Genomic DNA, 19,859 nt, shown 5'->3' on the forward strand with positions numbered 1-19,859 from the left:
CGGCCCCTGCTCGGCTCTCCGATAGGAAACCGAGACGGGGACGAAGCCGTCGAGCTGTCAGGTTATGAATTCCGGCACAACCGGGCTGGGGAGGGCACCGCATTCGAAGCCGCGCCGCAAGAACTCGGCGATGGCCGTGCGGCCGCGCGGACCGAAATCGAGCGTCCAATGGTTGACGTACATTCCCACAAAGCGGTCGGCCAAGGCGGCGTCCAAATCACGGCCGTATTGCCGGGCGTAAGCCAAAGCCTCTTCTCGGTGCTCAAGCCCGTAGCGGATGCTCGCCAGGAGAAGCCGTTCCACGTCCGCGGCGACTTCCGCGCCGAGATCTTTACGGACGGCATTGGCGCCCAAGGGCAAGGGCAAGCCGGTCTCCTGCGTCCACCATTGCCCCAAGTCGATGATTCGCTTCAGTCCGCTTTGGGAATAGGTGAGCTGCCCTTCGTGAATGAGCAGACCCGCATCCACGGGCCGATCACCGTAGCGTCCCTCAGCCACCGCGCGGGGGATCCGGTCGAAGGGGACGATGACGTGATCGAACTCACGGTTCAGGTAGAGGCGAAGGGCGAGAAAGGCGCTGGTAAGACGGCCGGGCACGGCGATCGTGGACCGAGTTAAGTCTTGCGGCGGATCGCCTTCTCGGGTAACGAGCATCGGGCCGTAGTTATCGCCCATGCTGGCCCCGCAATTGCACAGAATGTAGCGATCCGGCAGATAGGCGTAGGCGTGGATGCTGAGGGCCGTCAGCTCCAATTCGCCGGTGAAAGCCCGTTGATTCAGGGTCTCGATGTCGACCAATTCGTGCACGAAGCGGTAGCGCCCCGTCGGAATCTTGTCCTTGGCCAGGGCGTAAAACATGAACGCATCGTCGGGGTCCGGGCTGTGCCCCACTCGGATCAGAAACGAGGAATTCGCCATCCGCAAACCTCCGCGCGAGCGTGCCGCCCGGCGCGGAGACGCACTCACGCCTCCCAGGAATGACCGGCGGCATCTTCCACCGAATAGTCGTTCGGTGCGGCGGCTGTCAAGTAGCGAGGCGGGGCCGGCGCGGCAGGCTGGGAGGCGGAGGTCTCGGCCGACGGGGCGGCCGTCGATAGGGACGCCTCATCATTCCCGCCGCCCGTACCCACTTTGCGGCAGACTTCCAACCACGTTTCGCGTTCAATGTGCAAAACCCGGAGGGCGTCGTGCAGCAGCTTTTCGTCCTGCTTCAGGCCGGCTTCCACCAAGGTTCGATACACGAACGTGTAAATGGCGGCAACCTGCTTGACGAAGTCCGGCGCGGTATCCATCTTCATCGCCGCCAGCATTTCGGCGACGATTTGTTGAGCCTTCGTAAGCGCCTCGAACGCCGTTTCGCGGTCTTGCCGCTGCCAGGCGGCGCGGGTCCGCTCAATGTACCGCACGGCGGCTTCGATCAAAAGCAGATGCAATCGCTGCGGGGAAGCCGTCAGCACCTCCGATTCCAAATAACGATCACCGTACGAGGCTTGCATGCGCGCGGTCCGAGCTTGCGGGGAATGTAGTAATGTCACATGGCGGGGCAACGCTTACCTTGGCGGAAGCGGGTTGCTTATCGAATAACCGGTCCGTCATGCTCCGGAACGGCTTCGGCCTGGGACGCGCTTCGGGACGCCGTCCCCGTCGTAAGGATCACTGATTGCCAGACCGGAACAAGGCACTCATGTCCAACGGCCTGATCGCCGACAGGGCGTTCATCTGTCCCTGGAGCTTCGCAATGGCCGTCTCCATGCGGTAAAAATAGAGCATGAGCTGTTCCCGCCGCTTCTCCAGCTTGGCATCCCACCACTCCAGCTTTTGCGTATTTTCTTCGTATTTTCGCGTGAGCGAAATGAATCGCTGCGCCATCAGCGATACATCTTTCCCCGTCAACGCTTCCAGCAGCTTGTCGAACTTGGCGGCAAATCCTTGGGTCGAATCCGTGAAGAAGCGTTTGACGGCATCCGGATTCTCGGCGAAGCGTGCCTTGAGCTTGGCGGAGTCGAATTCCAAGGTACCGTCGTCCTTGAAGCTGATGCCGATTTCCGCCAGCGATCGGATTTCGCCCACCCCCGAAAAACGCCCACTCAGCAGGCGAGTCAAGTCGTTCTCCAATCGCAATACCGTGGTGTCGCCGGTCAATACTTGCTTGATGTTGGTATCCGGATCGTACTTGGTGAGCTCCTTGAGTCGTTTGTAATACTTGTTGTAGTTATCCACGAAGGCCTGGACGCTGGCCGTCAGGTCCGCATCGGTGTTTTGTACGCTGATCAATACAGGCCCCGCCGAAGGCTGTTTGACCTCCAGCTTCAGCCCGGGGACCACGCCGGAAAAAGTGTTCGTGTGCGATGCCACGATGAGGGTGCCGGCGGTTTGCAGTGTGCCGACGGCCAATTGGGCGTCGCGGGCCTCGGCGATTCGGTTGAGACTCAATCCCAATTCGGATGTGTCGATGACGAGGCTTCCCAAGGCCCCAAGCCCCTCCCCGGTCAGACTCAGCCGATAGGGCCGCGAGGATCCGTCGAAGAGCACGGTCGCCTGAAGCCCGGCGTTGAGGTCATTGATTTTTTTCGTCAGGTCGTCGAGGGAGTCGTCGGCCGAGATTTCGATCCGCCGCGTCGTCGATCCGTCGATCACCCAGTAGGTATTCGAGTCGATCGTCTTTTCGACCGGCGCGGCCGTCAATCCGAGGTCCGCCGCGGTCGTGGACGTGCCTTCGCTTACGGACGGCTTTCCGTTGCCGCCCGCCGTGTCTCGAATCCAAATCCCGTCGCCTTTGTCGTTGATCTCGGCATAGACCTGGGCCGCTCCGCCGTTGATCTTGCGAATGACGTCTCCAATCGTCCGGACATCGTCCCCGGTAAGATCGACCGTCGTGCGAGCGCCTTTGCTGTCGGTGATCGTGAATTTTCCGCGAGCGACGCCGCGCCCGCCGTTGAAATCGCTCAATTGGGTGCTGAACGAGACGGATTGCAGGTGCAAGTCGCCGCTATTGACTTGGGCCACGGCGTCGTCGACGGCGATCCCCAGGTTCTCGGCCGTCTGGGTCGCGTCGGCGCTGACTATTTTCAAATGGCCGCTGCCGGCGGAGGTGTCCTGAATCAAGATGCCGTTCTTGGCGGCGTTCAAAGTTGCGGTGACGCCGATTCCCGCCGCATTGATGGCGGTGAGTACGTCTTCCACGGTCTCCGCGGACGAGAGATCGACGACGGCTTCGGCCCCCGCTCGATCCGTGATCGTGATCGATCCTAGGGTTCCCCAGCCCCGGCCGCCGTTCAAGCTGGAGAGCAGGACCGACTGCAATCCCCCCACCAAACTGCGTCCGGTCACGACGCCGTTCGACGCCGCGGTATCAATTCCCAAATCGTGCAACGTCGAAGAGCCGTAGAGGGACGTGAGCTGGAATTGGCCGGCGCCGGAAGTCAGGTCCGTCACGATCAGGCGTTTGCCGTCGGCGGATACTTCGGCCTGAAGTTTACCGGGAGCCGCCTGGTTGATCGTCGCGAGAACGTCCGCCAGGGTTCGTTCTTCGCGATGGCTGTTTCCGCCCGGGATCAGGGCATTGAAGTCGATGACACCCTCCGTGCCGTCTCTCAACTCGAAGGAGATTTCCGGCAGGGAGTATTGAAAAGCGACGCCCATGCCGTCGTTGAGTTGCGAGAGTTGGGTACTCGAATTAACGAAAAGAATCGATTCCCCGTCGGCCGCGGACGCGGCAACGTCGATCCCCGCCAATCCGAGCGAGGCCGCGGCGGAACCTCCGCCGATCTCTTGTACCCGAAGATTGCTGAGGCTCATGCCCGTCCGGTCGGTCAGGCGGATGTGATCTCCCACCGCTTCCGCCCGAACATTGATACGGGTATTGGTGTTGATGGCCGTCAGCACGTCGTCCAACGTTTGCACGGTCGTCAAGTCGATGTCCGCCGATGAACCGCTGCGATCGGTGATGCGAATGACCCCGCGCTCGAATCCGGCTCCGCCTCGCAATTGGTCCAAGGGCGTGCTGCGAGCCAGATTGGAGCCGAAGCGAAAGGTAATCGCCCCGCCGCCGAGCGCCGCCGTGGTCGATTCCACCCCGGAGGCCAGCCACTGTTCGCTTTGAGCGGTTCGGACGGGGGTGAAAAGGTAAGATCCTTTCGGCGGCGTACCGGTTATCGTGGCGGTCAGGGCCGATTCGTTGCTGCTAGTGGCAAGGCGTTTGTCATAGACTTCAGGTTTGGCGAGGTTCTTGACGACGTATTGCGTGGCGATGACTAGGGCTGACAGCTCCGTGATCGCGGCCCGCTCCTTGTCAATCTTTTTCGTTGCGGCGTCCAAATTGTCGCGCGGCCGGGCCTCCAGCTTCATGAGCTTGTCCACGGTTTCCCCGATGGGTACGCCGCTAATCAGCCCGATGCTGCTTTGAATTCTGCCCATGCCGTCGTCCTCATTCGGAAAAGCGTTCGCAAGCGATAGAGTCTACCAAGTCCTTTATCGACGGATTCGGCTTGGCGCCTCAACTGAACCTGCACCTCCTCCGCTTAACCCTAGCACGCGCTGCTTCCGCCCATCCGTCCGATCCCCCTAAATAGGTGGCAATAAACCGTGGGAAGCCTCGCTGTTTCCGTCGAGCCTGAATGAATTTTTCGAAAAAGATGAGTGTAGGTTTTGCGTAAAGTTTGCCGATAGTTATTGCCGTCCGACCACCCTCACGGCGGAACCGCCCCCTGTGATTCCGTCGTGATCCAAGGTTGGTACATAAAGCCTAAGTGAAGACTGGCAAGAGATGGACTGCGGACTTTTGGGGAATAGCTCAGGAAAAATAGGAGGCGTCGTTCGGCGCGAGGGCGACCGGGGCCGGGGCGGACGAGTGCCGTCCGTGGCTCTTGCCGCAATTCTGGCTGCGTGCTGGATGGCGTTCGCCGGCTGCTCGCTGGTTCCGCATCGCACGGAGATTCCCACCGTCCACAATCCCTTTCCCCAAATCCACAAGGTGGCCGTCGTACCCTTTTTCAATCTCAGCACGGAACCGACGCTGGACGGTCGGAAGGTGGCCGCGGCCTACTACAACGAGCTGCAAGAGGTGCCCGGATTTGAGGTCATTCCGGTCGGCGTGGCGGAACGAGCCATGGTTGAGGCTCGCTTGACGCTCAATCGGCCCGAAGACGTCCGACAATTGGCCCGGATGTTGGGTGCCGACGCCGTCGTGGTCGGGGCGGTCACGGAGTATTCGCCGTACTATCCGCCCAGGATCGGATTGCAGGTCGAATGGTACGCCGCCAACCCGGGATTTCACCCGGTCCCACCGGGATACGGGCTACCGTGGGGAACGGCGGAAGAACAAAACATCCCCGAGCGGCTCATTTTGGAATCGCGTCTCGCCTACGCGCGGGAACAAATGCGCACGCAGGCCCCTCCGATGGACGGGGGTGTTTCCGCCATGTCTCGGCAATCTGATGGGACTCAACTGATCCTCGGCGAAGGTGTCGCCGCATCGGAAAACGTAAAACTGCCCGAAAACCGTCCGGACCCACGCGGCTTGATCCCTCCGCCGCCACAAGAGACACCCCCTCAATTGATCCCCTCGAACGAGCCGGTTCTGGTTCATACCCGGGTATTTAAAGGAGATGACGGTGACTTCACAGCCGCACTAGCGAGCTATGCGAGTCAACGCAATGACGCTCGTTTTGGTGGTTGGCAGACCTATCTCGAGAGGAGTGATGATTTCATCCGTTTCTGCTGCCGAATGCACATTTGGGAAATGCTGAGCGCACGCGGGGGTGCCGGCAAAAGTCAAGTGGTTTGGAGGCAGGAGAAAATCCGATAAAAGAGAAAAGCGGGCGGGTTGGGGAGGTTGCTGAATCGAGCCACAGGCGGTTCACCACCGTCACGAGCTTCTATGATAGGAGACGCCGTACCGTGGGTCGCGAGATCAACGTCGTTGCCTTGATTAAGGGCGCGGAGCGATACATTTTTCTCTTCGACGACGATAGCAGGGCCGAAATGCTGCGGACTTTGGGCCGTTTTGCGTCGAACCCGGAGCTGAGCTTCTCCTGGTATGATGCCGCGGTGCTGAGTCAGAGGGTCAGACAAGAGGCCCGCCGCCGTGCCCTGGCCGCGCGATTCAAGATGTCGCAGGTCACGGATCCGGACGACGCCCCCTGAACGCGTCGATAGCTGACGCCGCCGCCTGAAGGTCGGTTTGCCATTCCCGAATGTCGCAAAGCCCGGACTTCGTTTCCGCCGTCGCTCGCTTCTTGCGGTATCTCGCCGCGGAGCGCGATGCGTCGCCGCTGACCATTAAAAGCTACCGCGAAGACCTGACGGCCCTGTTGGAATACTTGAACGACGCGGGCGGTCCGGTGGCGCTCGACCGGATCACGGTAGGCGATCTTCGCGGATACGTTGCCGCAATGCACGAGGCCGACTACGCGGCGGGCACGATCGCCCGCCGCTTGGCGTCCCTGCGTAGCTTCTTCCGCTTCGGCATGCGCGAGGGTTGGGTCAACGACAATCCCGCCAAACCTCTCCGCAATCCCCGAAAACCGCGCAATTTGCCCCACGTTCTGTCCACGGAGGAGATCGGGCGACTCTTGCAGGCCCCACCGACCGACGATCCGATGGGCCTCCGCGACCGGGCCATTCTAGAGACGATGTACTCGGCCGGACTTCGGATTAGTGAAACCGTGGGCCTGAACGACGCCGATTTGGACCTCAACGAGGGGATCGTGCGGGTTCGTGGCAAAGGGAAGCGCGAGCGTCTTGCGCCGCTGGGGTCGTACGCGGCGCGTGCCGTCCGGCGGTGGCTACAGGTACGCCGCTTACAGCCGGGTCTTGCGGCAGCCCCGGACCGGCCGGTATTTGTCAATCGATTCGGCCGCCGTCTCACGACTCGGAGCGTGGCCCGGATGCTCGAAAAATACCTCCGGAAAACCGGGCTGGACCGCCGTACCACACCCCATACGTTGAGGCACAGTTTTGCTACGCACCTTTTGGATCGTGGAGCCGATATTCGCAGCGTGCAGGAACTGCTGGGGCACAAAAGTCTGGTGACAACGCAGATCTACACCCACGTCAGCACGGCAGGGTTACGGGCGGTTTATGAAAAGGCCCACCCCCGGGCCCGTTAGTCGGCGGCCTATCTCACCCGTCGGTGTTGATTCAGCGCAACTTAAAACATCGTTGCTGGGAAATCGGGCAACGGCGCACAAAAAGAGGCCGGGCGACAACACGCCCAGCCCTGGGAATTGCAATGACTCGAGATGCTCCAACCGAGCTACGGTTAAACCGAACGCCGGAGCATACCCCCGCCGATCACTTCTTGCCTTCATCGAAGATGCCGGCTCGCAACTCCGGATCGGGTGTCGGACCACCCGTCCGGCCGGCTAGGTAGCCGTCCGGAGTCATGAGGTGCTTATACACCAGCCAGTCGATATCGTCACGCAGGTAATCACCGTGACCATCGCAATAGAAAGCGACTACCATTCCCGGATGCCTGCTGGACGGGCGCGCGGTGTTTACGAGGGGATTGAACAGATCGCGCGGCGCCGTGATGCACTGATTGATCTTTACCGGACGCAAATCCGAGGGATCGCACAAGCCCGGTGTTACGTCCCAGACGATCCCCAAATCCCGCTCGTTCGGCCAGCGAGGTCCGCCCGAAGAATCGATCGGCCTCCACAGCGTCGCCTGAATGTTCTCGGAAATCAGGAGCGTGTTCGTGGAGCCGTCATGGCGGCTGAGGTAATCCAACGACATGGCCTTCTTGCCGCCGGTTGGGGCCGCATGGTCGAAGAAGACGCCGTGCTCGATTCCTTCGCCGGGATAGCCGGTGATGCCCGCCGCCGAGTCCGGATCCGGCACGCCGCAGTTGCCCGCATAGGCGCACATCGCGGGATTGTCGCGACGGGGGTCGCTCGGGCAGGACAGGAACTTCAACTCAACCACGGGCTTGTTCGCCCAAGTGACGCTGTCGTCCTTCCAGATTCTCTCCAAGTCGGCTCGTTCCAAGTATGGGAACAAGCTTACCATCCACGTTCCGACGATGGGATCATCCAGCGTTCCGTCGTTGTTCTCATCCGGGTCCACGATAAAACGATACCCCGGAAACTCCCGGCGGGACGACTCGTAGTTGAGGAGCGCCGTGGCTAGCTGTTTTTGGTTGTTCAAGCATTGGGCGCGCCGACCGGCTTCTCGTGCGGCTTGAACGGCGGGCAACAGCAAGGCCACCAACATCCCTATAATCGTGATGACCACCAGCAATTCGACGAGCGTGAACCCTCTCCGCCGCGAACGTCTGCGAACCATGGGACTCCTCCGAGATTAGAATGCCTGCGCCTTGCCCAATATCATTTTCCCACATCGACCCACGATTTTCCAGGCCTTTTTCGAAAATTTACCGGAAATCGCGATAGCGCGCGACCTTTGCCGCAGATCAATCCAGGGGGAAGTTTTCTTCCGTCGTTTGTTTACGATATAGGGGCAGATGGCGGTAGTAGACCTCCAAGATCATGCAGGCCAAAGCGGTGCAGTAGAGCCGCCCGCCGCGATCGGTCTTATGGCCGTCCGCGAAGAACCAGCTTCCCGTCTCGTGCCCGGCCTTGGCCTGGGAGTTGACCAAGAAATCCCGCATTTCCGCATTCCACTTTTTCCACTCCTCGCCTTCCCAGTGCCTTAAAACCTGAGAGGCATAGTAATTGTAGTACATGTCGGTCTTAGAGGGACCGCGCTCACTGAGCCATTTGACGCCTCGCTGGAGTGCGGGGTTATCTTTGTCCCATCCCATGTACATGCGGCAAAGCAAGCCTACCGCCGTGGTAGCGGGGCCGGCCCCGGGGTCCGTGTAACCGTAGTTGGCTCCCTCATTGCTCTGTACCGAGTCTAAAAAGCGGACGGCCTTCTGAATTGTGACGGGCGGGACCTGAAGATAGCCCATGTAACCGCTTTTCAATGCCATCAATTGCCACCCCACCACGGAGGTGTCGCCTTTCTGCCTCGGCTGATAACGCCAACCCCCGCCGACCGGGTCTTGAGCCGAGACGATGAAATTCAAGGCCTCTTGGGCTGGGGCGCGAAGCACCTTGTCCCGGGTCATGGCGTACGCTTCGGTTAGGCAGATGGCAGCCAAACCATGAGAGTACATGCTGCCGCCGCTCTCGTAAAAACTTCCGCCCTCAGGAGAGACCTTCATCCGGTTGGTAATCAGATAATACAGACCGGCTCGTACGTTCTTCGAATACTCCCCTTCCCGGTGCGTCTGGCCGGCACCGAGAAACGGCAACAGGGCCATGGCCGTGGCACCGCTGCGCGCATCGGCTAGACTGCCGGGGTTTCGGCACTGATTGCCGCAACCGCCGGCCTTGGTGTGATCGAAACTCCAGCCGCCGTCGGGCATTTGGTGGTCGGCCAGCCATTTCAAGGCCAGGGCCACCGCTCGCTCGCTCCCCTCGCTGCCTCCGGCCGTGGCCACCAACCGGGCCTTACCCGAACCTCGCCCCGACATGTCGTTGCCGGACAAGGCCCCGACCGCCGCCATCAAATCGGACTGATTGGCGTGTTCCAGGCCGATGGGGCTGAGTTCCACCACCGCCGTCGCCGCCGTGGCATCGTTGAAAGCCGACACGTCTTGCGACGAGTCTACGTTCGAGGCCACTTCGACCGGGGAGAGATCCGTTTCCAAGTTGATGTCTTGGGGGGCGTCTTGCAGCAAATCCTCGATCTCTTCCACGGCCTCATTTTCTCCCGGCGCCACGACCAATTGCTGGGCCGTACTCTCTTTCGGCGCGGGGATCGTGATCATGGCCATAATGAGCAGGGCCGCCGCGTGCACCACCATGCTCACGAACCAACTGGGCGTCCAATGAAGAATCTCGCCCAAAAGGTAGCGAAGCCGACTTTTCGGAGGAGCCTCCTCAATGACGACTCCCTCACCGGGGGAAGCCGAAGATGGTTGCCGGGCCTTGCCGCCGGCGTTTTCCTTCTTGGCTGGAGAGCCGGCGGTGTCCGCGGTCACCGCCTTTGCTTTGGGTAACGCCGGAGGCTTGGCTGCGGGTTTAGATTCTGCGGCAGCACCTTCCACCGTGCCCGCCGGACGATCTACAGGCGACGTGTTCTGCTGCGGAAGGCTCTCCGGCGGTCCACCGGTCGGCGCACTCCCGACGGAGCCGGTGTCGGTTTGCCGCGGGGCGGAATTCTTGGGCTTCCCTTCGTCCCCGTTACCTGCTTTGGGTGCTGGAGGCACTTGAGGCATCGAACACTCTCCAAAAGCCGAGCTTCTCTTTTCCGATCGACGAGCCTTTTCGAGACGGAGTAGAACGTCACAACAAGATTCGGGAGCTCCTCCGACCGCCGCGATGTCGCCGTCGTCAGGCACGGGCAAAACAGCGTCGACGGCTCACCCTGCGCCACCTTATCCATGCTACGACCCGTGCCATCGAGCGGTCGTCTCCAGATCATTCTAAATCAACGCGGGGCACCCCGTACAGTCTTTTGCGATGACGAAGATGCGACGACGAAGAATTGTTTGCCGTATGTCGGCCTCCACGGGGGGCGGCCCTTCATGGCGGCGCCCTCTGCTATCGCATCATGTTTGGACGGATGTGTCCCGTCGCGCGGTCAAGTTCAGGTCCTTTTAGCACCATCACCGACTTCGGTCCTTGTTCCGGGCGAGACGTTGGCGTGAGGATGACACTGCGTTGCCGACTCCTCCGCGGATTGCACCGCACCAAGCAGTTGCCAGGTTTGCCTCGGCATTGACCGTTGGAATACAATCCTCTCAAGTATCCCGCATCGCAATGGCATCGCCAGCCGGATCGCGGCGTCTTTTACGCAGTCACGAATTTGAAACCTGGCGAGGGAGGAAGTGAAAATGTCGGAATCGAAAACTACCATCGTTGTTCGCCCCAACGGTCCGCTCGTCGTTCAAGGCTCTTTTGAGATCGTGGATGCCGATGGCAAGCCGTACCCGGTCACCCCCGGCAAGCCGGTGGGCTTGTGCCGTTGCGGGGCATCTCAAACGCGACCGTTTTGCGACGGCTCGCATCGCACTTGCGGATTTCAAGCCGACGATCATGCGCCCGCCGTCGCTTGAGTTCCGATCCACAAGCCGGCGACGTGCAACCGCCCGACATACGCTTGGGATGCCGGCGTGCCCGGTCACAGGAGCGAACGGAGGTGGCGAATGCTGCGTTCCGCTTGATCGATCGTGCCGCACTCCACGCTCAGGACGATGTCGCGCGGGGCCTTCCGGCATAGGTCGATGACCTTGGCCCAATCCACGACTCCATCGCCGCAGGCGCATCCCACCGGGGTACCGGTGACTTTGCCCCGCTCTTGCTCGGATTGCGTCACCGAAATGTCCTTGGCGTGAAGGTGCACCAACCGATCGAGTACGCGTTCCAGCCAAGCGATCTCGTCTTGGCCGGCCAGATAGGAGTTTCCCGTATCGAAATTGATCCCGATGACCGGGGAGCGAACCAAGCTCCAAATCCGGTCCAGGCCGTCGGGGTGCTTGCTGTACTGTTGATGCGGCTCCAGACCGATCAGGATGCCGCGTTGCTCCGCCACGAACGCGACTTCCTGTAACGTGTAGTGCATGAGGGCGAAGTCATGCTCCTCCGTGGTCCAGGTCGCTTTCGGCCCCTCATCCGTGTTCACGACCGGCGCACCGCACTCGGCCGCATAACGAACAGCTTGCTTGAGATATTCGACGCTGATTTCCGGTTTGCCCAGCGGGCAATGGGCGGAAAGGCCGGATAACTTGACGCCCGCCTTTTCGCAAGCCCGCCGAATCCGGTACGGGTCGTCCAGCATGGAGACGCTATGGAAATACCCGGCCTCGGACAGCAATTCCCGCCCCCAGTGGACCATGGGTTCGACGTACTCGTAACCCAATTCCGCCGCTTTTTGGACTCCCCATTCGAAAGACTTGTCCGCATGGCGAACGAACTCCATGTTGACGCCGATGGATACTTTTCCCATGATCGAAAACTCCTCGCCCGCACCAGCTCCCAATACCGGACCACCAACGGGGGCCGCCTGCCGAATGATGCGCCGGCGGGACGTGCCGTACTACACAGCAATCTGCCGCCCGGCTTGGCCACGGCTCGCGGGCAGTATACGGTGCCGGATAGCCCGAAACAAGACGCGCTCGAAAGCAGTTACGGCGTCGATTAGCCTGCGGCAGCGGGCTGATGAAGCGGTGGTCGGCAGGTTTTCGCTAAAATGGGTAGACTATACTTGAGAGAAGTCGCCTGCCGCGGAGATCGCTTGATGTTAAAGACCCTCGACGAAAAGCTGGCTCGGATTCGGGCCGATCGTTCTTGCCGGGATTTCATCTTGGCCGACGCCAAGGATGCCGACATGGCGTTCGGGCTTTCGGCGCCGGGAAAAAGCCCGGAACATCACTCCGGCGAAGCCCGGTTCCGCACGCTCGATGAATACCGTCAGATCATTCGCGAAATCGTGGCGCAAGGTCTGGTGGATATCGTGCTGATGAGCGCGAGCACCAACGAGGTGCTCACGATTCGCGAGCGGATATTCGACGGCTCACACGTGACCCCCGCCGTGCGTGCCAACGACACGACCGATATTTGGTTGGCCGGCGGAGGTCTGGGCCAATACGACCGGCAACCGTCTCGCCCGTTTCGTACCGCCACGATCGACCACATCATGTGCGGCAAGGCGGCGTGCGATCCGACGGAGCGCGGCTTAGGTGCGGACCTGGGCTTGTACTCCGTCACTTTCAACAACGAGACCGAGGCCGATCTCAGAACGCTCGAGGCGTACCGCGCATTCCGGTTGGAGGCGGAGGCGAAAGGCTTTCGGCATTTCTTAGAGGTTTTCAGCCCGAACGCGCCGGGAGAGAACGCCCCCGGCGACGTGGCCCGATTCGTCAACGATCATATTGTCCGCACGCTGGCCGGGGTCACCAGTCGTGGTCGGCCGCTGTTTCTCAAAATCCCCTATTTCGGCCCTCGAGCCATGGAATCGCTGGTCCGCTACGATAGCTCGATCGTGGTGGGAATCCTCGGCGGCTCGGCCGGGACGACTTTGGACGCATTCCACATGCTGTGGGAGGCGAAGAAGTACGGTGCCCGGGTCGCGCTGTACGGGCGCAAGATCAATCACGCGGAAGATCAGTTGACCTTTATCCGTTATCTTCGTTGGGTGGCCGACGACCAGATCGAACCGGCGGAGGCCGTCCGGGCTTATCACGGCGACCTCCGCAAACTCGGCCTGACGCCGTACCGCAGTCTGGAAGAAGACTTGCGACGGACGGTCGGCTCAAGCTCGTACTCGGGGCGCACGGATGCATCCGCGGCCGTTGTCCCCACGGGAGTTGAGTCCGTCAAGCCGCCGAGCGGTCCTGCCGAAAAAAACGTGCCGCGCGTCACGATGTCCACGTGGCGTGCGCCGGCGGACGATCCGGACTTCAGTCGCTTGACCCCTGCCGAAAAAGCGAAATTCAATCTCGAGCGCTGGAAGCGGATTCTCGGCTGAACGGCTTTTGGGAGGCGGTTTTGGGGTTCCAGATTCTCGCACGTCGGTCCGACCGCACTGCGGGTGGCGGATGATCCGCTCGTCGCAGCTTTAGGCGGCTACTCGTTGGATTGCCTCCTTGGGCTTCTCGCCGACGATCATCCAGGAGAGGCTGGGGGTCGGCAGTACGCCATCGCAGAGCTGGAATATCGGCCAGAGCCGATCGAACCAACGCATTTGGCCGGGGTAAAGGCGATTGCGGCGCAGGAGTTGACCGGAAACGAGCCAGGCAACGGCCCCGACGCGGTTGAAAGCCCTCTGATGAATGACGCGAAAACCCGCCTGTTCGAGCTTCTTCCGCAGTTCGTCCCCCTCATAGCGGCGAAAATGCCCGAGGGCGCGGTCCAGGGATCCGAACAGCCGACGATTTGCCGGTACGATCAGCACACAACGTCCGCCGGGCTGCAACGCCTCGAAAAAGCCTTTCAACACTTTCTCGTCGTCCGGCAGATGTTCCAGTACGTTGGCACAAAAGATCGAATCCAAGCGCTCGGCCTTCAGGGCCTCGTATAGGGCCGCATCATTCAAGTCGCCTTTTCGGACGCTCACTGTATGGGAGTGGGAAAAGCGGGCTGCCAGGATATCGACGTATTGCGGGTCGTGATCCAGCAACACCAGGGCCTCGCGACGGACCAAAAATCGGCTGAGGTTGCCGATTCCCGCGCCTGCTTCCAGCAATCGGCGTCCCAAGAAGGGCGAGGCCTGCTCCACGATCCAGCGATTGTAGGTTGAGGCTCGGCTCACGGCGTCCAGGGTGGCCAAGCCGTCATCGCGGGATACTCGAGTATCCCACAATCGGCAGTACAGCAACATGGCCAAAGCCTGGACGGCGTCCCATGCACCGATCTTCTTGCCTTCCGCATAGGTTCGACCCGCGTAGGTAATGGGGACCTCGTAGATCCTGGCTCCCAATTGGGCCAAACGGCAGGTCAACTCGGGTTCGATGGTGAACCTGCGAGAAGACAAGTTCAGACGGCGGAGGATGTCGGCACGAATGACCTTGTAGCCGGTCTCCATGTCGGTCAGATTGAGATCGTTGACGGCATTGGCCGCCAGCGTGAGGAGTTTGTTCGCCAAAGTATGCCAAAAATACAGCACACGCCGCGGATGGCCCACAAAACGCGATCCGAAGACGGCGTCGGCCTTGCCGGAAAGGATCGGCTCTAGAAGGTTGGGAAAATCCGCAGGATCGTATTCCAGGTCGGCATCCTGAATCACAGCCACGTCGCCGGTCATATGTTCGATGGCCGTGCGAATCGCCGAACCTTTGCCCTGATTGACGGGATGACGCACTGCCCGCACTCGGAGGTCTTGCGCCGCCCAGCTTTGCAGAATACTCCACGTTGCGTCCTGTGAGCCGTCATCGACCGCAATGATTTCGACCGCCAGGGAGACGGGTGAACGGAGCACGCGGCGAATGGCTGCGGAAACCGTGGCTTCCTCATTGAAGACGGGCATGAGAACCGAAAGTTTGGCGAACCGCTGAGAGTTCCCGCTGGACGCCACGTGGCGGAAAGCGGCGTCGGGCTCTGCATAGTCCAGTACGTCTTGCGCGGTTGAGAAGCCCTCTCCACAAAAGACACGCGCGTCCGTGCGCCCCAACATGGCCGCTTGCTCCGGGTGGATGGCTGATTATTGGGATTCCAACGATCCCTGATTCTAGTGCGGTGACCATGACCCGCCAATAGCGATTAACCCTCGCTCGGCACGCAGATTCGGCTCGGCCGAAGCCGTCATCCAGGCATTGGGTGATAGCGGTGATGTCGGGGCTGTTCCTTCGCCGCTTGTTCTGACGGCAACGTTGTGAGTACGCTCGAACATGTGGGACGTCCACTCCCGCGTAGGCACGGAAACAAATTCGCCAAGGCCAAACCGTGCGTCGTTCCCGGCCCGAGACTCCGGCTGGTCGCGAGGGCTCGGGGGCTTTTTTTCGGATGAGATAAGGCTGTTTAGCAGTAGGCCAATCTAACCCGTTGAGGCGGCTGCTTTGTCAGAAACGGAAGCGGTAGATAAGGGAGCGCGTCCCTTCGGCGGGCGATTTGTGCGGCTTTATTGCCGGACTTCCTTCATTTTAGGGTTGCGAAAATGCGACTGGGAAATGGATTTATGACGTCTCTTGCATTCCATTCTCGTCGCGGAGGCGTGCTCGTGAAGGCCGTTCTTGCGGCGACCGCGATACTCGGCTGTTTGGGATTCCCGGCTCCCGGATGGCGCGATCGGCAAGCCCTTTCCCAGCAGCCCGACTCCAAGGAGGATCCACCATTACCATGGGATCGCATTTGGTTTCGGGAAGTGCCTTGGCCGGCCGACGGCGACTCGGATTTTGCCTCGCAGTTGTTCGAGTCGCTACCGCCGGGGCCCAGTTTCGGCCTCCGTGCCGTCCGCCGCGACGACGTGAACCAATGGGAATTCAAGGGTACGTGCCGCATTGCGGATCCCTTCCATGACGGCCGATCTTTGTGGATCGCCTTGGTAAAGGCGGAACGGCTGGCAATCCTAATCCGGAACGAGCGCGAGGCCGTCGTATTGCGGCTATATCCCTCTTTCTACGATGCCTGGGCCGCGTATGAAATCGATGCGAATGTTGCGACTCCGACGGCCGCCCGCCCGTTGGGCCTCTTAGCCACGGACAATGGGCGATACCGCCGCAGCGGTGGCGGGAGCATTGCGTTGCATTGGTCGGCCGGGCAACTCATCCTTAGCCGCGGCAATCTTCGCTTGTTGACCGCTCCGCTCCCCCGGCAGCCCACGGACCTCATTCTGGAGGGTGATTTTCGTTTGCAGGACTGTCGTCGGCATGCCTTCGGCGGTATACCGGACGACGACTCCGTGCTTGACCGTGAAAGCGGCGACGGCGTTACGGATAAACCCGCGGAGATGTCGCCGAGCAAAACAGAACCGCGAACCCTAGGCATCGCGGCTGCGACGGGAGGGGCGCGGAAACAGCTCGACCCGCCGGGACGGATCGCGTGGGAGCAACTGGGCGAAAAGTCCGCCGTTTCGCTCGATTACTTGTCGGACGGCTCACTGCGAATGGCCGCCCCGCCGGGGCGAGAACCGGCTTATTTCGCGACGACGTTGCCGGCCGGGGCCTTTTACGTCGCTGAGTTGGACGTCGGCCGAGCGACCCCGGGAACGGGGATCTTCCTCGCGGATCGAGAAAAGAAACCGATCTGCGGCCTGCAATTCGATCCGACGCCGCACGCGGGGACTCTGTGGCTGAGCTTCACCGATGCCCGGCGAGGAAGCGAGCAGAAAAGCCGCGATCCCGCGCGTGAAATCGTTCCCGTGACGCAGGGAAGCATTCGGCTTCGCATCCTCTGGGGTGCGGGTACCGTGAAATGGATGATCAGCCCCGACGGCATCCATTGGAGTTTTTGCGGCCCGCTCGCTGAGCGAATCGATCGCAGGCCCCACATGTTCGGAGTTTTCCACACCTCCGCCCAACAAGAGCGCGTTTTGGAGTTGCGAGGGATTCGCTTGACTGTGGACGAAGGTTTGCCGGATTGGCCGAGTCGCGATTGGTCGTCATTCGTGCCGCCGGGAATCAGCGATGCGGAAAACATCGATCGTTGGTGGCAAGAGGTCCGGATGGCTCAACCTCTCGGCGCCGAGTTTACGGAGTGGACTGCGGCCTGCGCTCGGAAGACTTTGGCGGAGAATCCCAGGGCGTGGCTGCTCCCATCTGTTTTGGAAGCTTACTGGTTTGCGCTCTTGGATTCACATCTGCCGTACGGGGAGAAGTTGTGCGGCAGTCGTGTCCTGGCCGGCTACATGAACCCGCGGGATTGGGGTGTTTGGGAGCGATTTTACGAGCGGATGGAAAGGGCGGCGGTCCAGACCGCCCGGCAGGGCGAGGGAAACGTCTTCGAACGACATGCCGCAACCATGATGGCCGTTCCGCTCTGGAGCGAGTGGCAGCGATCCTCGTTCTCGGAAGCGTTGCTACGCCACGAATTGTTCACTTGCATCCATCGAGGCGACGAGCGGGCCGCCGTGGATTTGGCCCTGCAACCTCTTTTTTGGGCGGTCCCCGGCGACGATTTCGTAAGCCGTCACATGCGACGTCTCTCGCTGGGGACTCTGGCCCGCTATCCGCGTTATTGCCCGGCGGGCTTGACGCACGGCAGGAACTTGGGCGAGCCTTCCGGGGCCGTTGCCGACGGGGATAAGGAAGCCTATGCCTTTTGGCACGAGCTGGAAGCGATGCTGCGCGAAAAGGCCTGGGACGAAGCCGCGCAGCGCATTTGGAATGCGTCCGCCTCCCAGATGCCGCCGGGGCTTTTCCCGCATCCGGACCGGCCGGATTTGCTGCTCAGCCTGACGTGCCTGCTCCGAGTTCTGTACGAACGTCATCGGGAGCTGAAGGAAGCCTTGGTGAACCGATATCAAGAGCAATCGGAAATCCGGGTGCGGGAAGCACAGCGCCGCGGGGACGAGCGATTGGCGGTCTCCGTAGCGGTAGGGTTGCCCGGGCCGGCGGCAGCCGCGCAAGCCGCAGAATGGCTGGGAGATCGCCGCGCGGTCTTGGGTCGCTTCGCGGAGGCCCGAGGCTGGTACGAAACCGCCCTGCTCTATGCGGCGACCGAAGCGGATCGGGAGCGGATTGCGACCAAATCGACGGGAGTGTTGGGAGGGGTCTCCGAAAGCCGTGCGACCGGGGGCGCCGGGCAGCCCCGGTACCTCTGCGCGGACCTCGATGGCGGCGTTGCGCCGGCAGGGCCCCCCAGTCGCATCACGCCTCTCTTCGAAATCCCCGCTGACCGCATGGTACGTCCCGACTACCTCCCGGAGCGGGATTTCGATTGGCCCCGGCGGCAGTTGGGAGCGGCGGCGGCCGAGGAGCGGCTGATCCTCAACACTCAACGCGATGTGATCTGCTATCGTTCCCGAGACGGCGCCTTGCTTTGGGAGCAGCGGTTGGGCGGCGATATCGGCAATCGGGCCTCGCCGTGGGCAAGGATGCAGCCCGTCCTCCGCGGAGAGACCGTTTTCTGTCGGCGATCGACGGCCCGCGGCGTGGAGATCGCGGCGCTTAGCCTCATGGACGGCCAAGTACTCTGGAACCTATTGCCGCTGGACGCAGCCGTGAGCGACCCTTGGTTCGTCGGCGACGAGCTGTTCGTCCTGGCGGCCGATCGTCTCGGGGCGGGGCAAGTAGGCGTCGTACTCGTGGCGCTCGATCCGGACGGAGGAGCAGTGTTACATCGGCACAGCCTGCTCCAATTGCGGAGAGTGTGGAGCGACGACCTGAACTTTCTCGTTCGTTTAAACGTCGGGACCTTCTTCGCGCAAGGGGGGGGCGTGGTATTCCGGGCCGACTATGCCGGGCGCGTACACTGGCTGCGAGAACAACCTTGGATTGCCCCGAGCGATCGCAGTTGGTGGCAGGCCGGCCCGTGGTACGTGCCGGTCGCGACTCCCCCTGTCGCAACCGATGGTCGGCTGTATGTCCATCAGCCGGGGAGTTGGACGGTGGAAGCCTTATCCCAAGAGACAGGGGAGCCGATCTGGAGTCGCTCCGACGGGCGATTGATCGGCATCCTGGCCGCCTGGGACGATCGGCTGTGGCTGCAAGCCGAGGACGGTCTATTAATTCTGGCGAACAGCGACGGCCGAGTGGAGCGTTTTTGCCCGCTGACGAATGCCTTGGCATGTGGATTCTCGCCGAAAATGGAACAGGTATGGTGTGTGACGTCACGCGAGGTGCCGGGCAAGGGAGAGGAACGGCAGTGGCGGTTTCTCTGGCTCGATGCGAGGGATGGCCGCATCGTTCATGAAATGGCCGTGCCGGCCGAGGGGAAGGATTGGCAGTTCCTCGGGCCGGTAATTGCCGATTCGGAAGGAATCCTCTTCATGACGGCGTCGCGTGTTCAACCGGCCGCTCGCCGTTGCTATCGCATGGAGTTCCCACCGCAAGCGTCGTCGCCTTGGGCACCGGACCACTGGAAGTCGTTCAACCCAAGGCGTTAGCGACGAGCCGTCTGCGGCGTTGTCCCAAGGACGCGGCCTGCCAAGTCCGCATCCGGTTGTTCGGCATGCCCACTTGGATTTCCCGAAGCCGTACGGTGAGCGGCATTCCTTCGCCGAGTGCGAGCAACGAAGGGCGTCTCCACGACGGTATCTTCGCCAATGTTGACTTTGTTCTACAGGCTGCCAAAAATGGGCCAAAGGTGTGATGGTTGCCGGTCGCCGGGCTCCCGCCGTGCGCGGAATATTCGGCCCAGGCACGGCGGCACGCCTCACTTCTCCAGCCGGAACACTGAGAAGATGGCCCTTCACTTGCAGACACATCTCCCGTCGCGGAAGCACGGAGAGTGGCGCGAGTCGTTCGCGCTTCG

At 61.3% G+C, this 19,859-nt stretch carries 13 protein-coding genes; 6 read left to right on the forward strand and 7 right to left on the reverse strand.

Going from position 1 to position 19,859, the window contains the following annotated elements; genetic code table 11:
* Positions 1-57: 57 nt before the first annotated feature.
* The 3 genes from ACZ5B4_RS02550 to fliD form a co-directional block, all read right to left on the reverse strand.
* The gene (locus tag ACZ5B4_RS02550; protein ID WP_464912877.1) at positions 58-918 is read right to left on the reverse strand and encodes a menaquinone biosynthesis family protein; all 861 of its coding nucleotides are present in this window, start codon (positions 916-918) and stop codon (positions 58-60) included.
* Positions 919-962: 44 nt separating this feature from the next.
* Positions 963-1,496 carry a flagellar export chaperone FliS gene (locus ACZ5B4_RS02555; RefSeq protein WP_464912878.1) on the reverse strand — a complete coding sequence of 178 codons (534 nt, stop codon included), beginning with the start codon at positions 1,494-1,496 and terminating at the stop codon, positions 963-965.
* Positions 1,497-1,653: 157 nt separating this feature from the next.
* The gene (gene fliD / locus ACZ5B4_RS02560) at positions 1,654-4,416 is read right to left on the reverse strand and encodes a flagellar filament capping protein FliD (RefSeq protein WP_464912879.1); all 2,763 of its coding nucleotides are present in this window, start codon (positions 4,414-4,416) and stop codon (positions 1,654-1,656) included.
* 442 nt (positions 4,417-4,858) lie between these two features.
* Between fliD and ACZ5B4_RS02565 the strand changes: the two genes are divergently transcribed.
* The 3 genes from ACZ5B4_RS02565 to xerC all read left to right on the forward strand — a co-directional run bounded on the left by ACZ5B4_RS02565 (position 4,859) and on the right by xerC (position 7,109).
* On the forward strand, positions 4,859-5,806 hold the full coding sequence (locus ACZ5B4_RS02565; protein ID WP_464912880.1) for a hypothetical protein: 948 nt from the start codon (positions 4,859-4,861) through the stop codon (positions 5,804-5,806).
* Positions 5,807-5,898: 92 nt separating this feature from the next.
* On the forward strand, positions 5,899-6,144 hold the full coding sequence (locus ACZ5B4_RS02570) for a hypothetical protein (RefSeq protein ID WP_464912881.1): 246 nt from the start codon (positions 5,899-5,901) through the stop codon (positions 6,142-6,144).
* Positions 6,145-6,194: 50 nt separating this feature from the next.
* Positions 6,195-7,109 carry a tyrosine recombinase XerC gene (xerC, locus tag ACZ5B4_RS02575; protein ID WP_464912882.1) on the forward strand — a complete coding sequence of 305 codons (915 nt, stop codon included), beginning with the start codon at positions 6,195-6,197 and terminating at the stop codon, positions 7,107-7,109.
* A 184-nt stretch (positions 7,110-7,293) separates the two neighbouring features.
* On the opposite strand, the gene ACZ5B4_RS02580 is transcribed toward xerC, so the two are convergent.
* Together ACZ5B4_RS02580 and ACZ5B4_RS02585 are read right to left on the reverse strand one after the other, a co-directional pair.
* Entirely contained in the window at positions 7,294-8,286 is a 993-nt protein-coding gene (locus ACZ5B4_RS02580; RefSeq protein ID WP_464912883.1) for a DUF1559 family PulG-like putative transporter, read from the reverse strand.
* A 127-nt stretch (positions 8,287-8,413) separates the two neighbouring features.
* On the reverse strand, positions 8,414-9,991 hold the full coding sequence (locus tag ACZ5B4_RS02585; protein ID WP_464912884.1) for a prenyltransferase/squalene oxidase repeat-containing protein: 1,578 nt from the start codon (positions 9,989-9,991) through the stop codon (positions 8,414-8,416).
* Positions 9,992-10,846: 855 nt separating this feature from the next.
* Here ACZ5B4_RS02585 and ACZ5B4_RS02590 point away from each other — a divergent pair.
* Positions 10,847-11,068: a CDGSH iron-sulfur domain-containing protein gene (locus ACZ5B4_RS02590; protein WP_464912885.1), complete on the forward strand. Its 222-nt coding sequence runs from the start codon at positions 10,847-10,849 to the stop codon at positions 11,066-11,068.
* Positions 11,069-11,133: 65 nt separating this feature from the next.
* Here ACZ5B4_RS02590 and ACZ5B4_RS02595 read toward each other — a convergent pair whose 3' ends face one another.
* Entirely contained in the window at positions 11,134-11,958 is an 825-nt protein-coding gene (locus ACZ5B4_RS02595) for a sugar phosphate isomerase/epimerase family protein (RefSeq protein ID WP_464912886.1), read from the reverse strand.
* A 291-nt stretch (positions 11,959-12,249) separates the two neighbouring features.
* Here ACZ5B4_RS02595 and ACZ5B4_RS02600 point away from each other — a divergent pair, with 291 nt between their 5' ends.
* Positions 12,250-13,479: a hypothetical protein gene (locus ACZ5B4_RS02600; protein WP_464912887.1), complete on the forward strand. Its 1,230-nt coding sequence runs from the start codon at positions 12,250-12,252 to the stop codon at positions 13,477-13,479.
* A 90-nt stretch (positions 13,480-13,569) separates the two neighbouring features.
* Here ACZ5B4_RS02600 and ACZ5B4_RS02605 read toward each other — a convergent pair whose 3' ends face one another.
* Positions 13,570-15,123, reverse strand: a complete 1,554-nt coding sequence (locus ACZ5B4_RS02605; protein WP_464912888.1) for a glycosyltransferase — start codon at positions 15,121-15,123, stop codon at positions 13,570-13,572.
* 543 nt (positions 15,124-15,666) lie between these two features.
* Between ACZ5B4_RS02605 and ACZ5B4_RS02610 the strand changes: the two genes are divergently transcribed.
* Positions 15,667-19,491, forward strand: a complete 3,825-nt coding sequence (locus ACZ5B4_RS02610) for an outer membrane protein assembly factor BamB family protein (RefSeq protein ID WP_464912889.1) — start codon at positions 15,667-15,669, stop codon at positions 19,489-19,491.
* Positions 19,492-19,859 lie beyond the last annotated feature (368 nt).

It is taken from the genome of Thermogutta hypogea (assembly GCF_055386265.1).

Bases quoted from the DNA above. Each gene is read 5' to 3' on its own strand.
- ACZ5B4_RS02555 (WP_464912878.1), bottom strand. From the start codon at position 1,496: ATGCAAGCCTCGTACGGTGATCGTTATTTGGAATCGGAGGTGCTGACG.
- ACZ5B4_RS02600 (WP_464912887.1), top strand. From the start codon at position 12,250: ATGTTAAAGACCCTCGACGAAAAGCTGGCTCGGATTCGGGCCGATCGT.
- ACZ5B4_RS02550 (WP_464912877.1), bottom strand. From the start codon at position 918: ATGGCGAATTCCTCGTTTCTGATCCGAGTGGGGCACAGCCCGGACCCC.
- xerC (WP_464912882.1), top strand. From the start codon at position 6,195: ATGTCGCAAAGCCCGGACTTCGTTTCCGCCGTCGCTCGCTTCTTGCGG.
- ACZ5B4_RS02580 (WP_464912883.1), bottom strand. From the start codon at position 8,286: ATGGTTCGCAGACGTTCGCGGCGGAGAGGGTTCACGCTCGTCGAATTG.
- ACZ5B4_RS02590 (WP_464912885.1), top strand. From the start codon at position 10,847: ATGTCGGAATCGAAAACTACCATCGTTGTTCGCCCCAACGGTCCGCTC.
- ACZ5B4_RS02605 (WP_464912888.1), bottom strand. From the start codon at position 15,123: ATGTTGGGGCGCACGGACGCGCGTGTCTTTTGTGGAGAGGGCTTCTCA.
- ACZ5B4_RS02595 (WP_464912886.1), bottom strand. From the start codon at position 11,958: ATGGGAAAAGTATCCATCGGCGTCAACATGGAGTTCGTTCGCCATGCG.
- fliD (WP_464912879.1), bottom strand. From the start codon at position 4,416: ATGGGCAGAATTCAAAGCAGCATCGGGCTGATTAGCGGCGTACCCATC.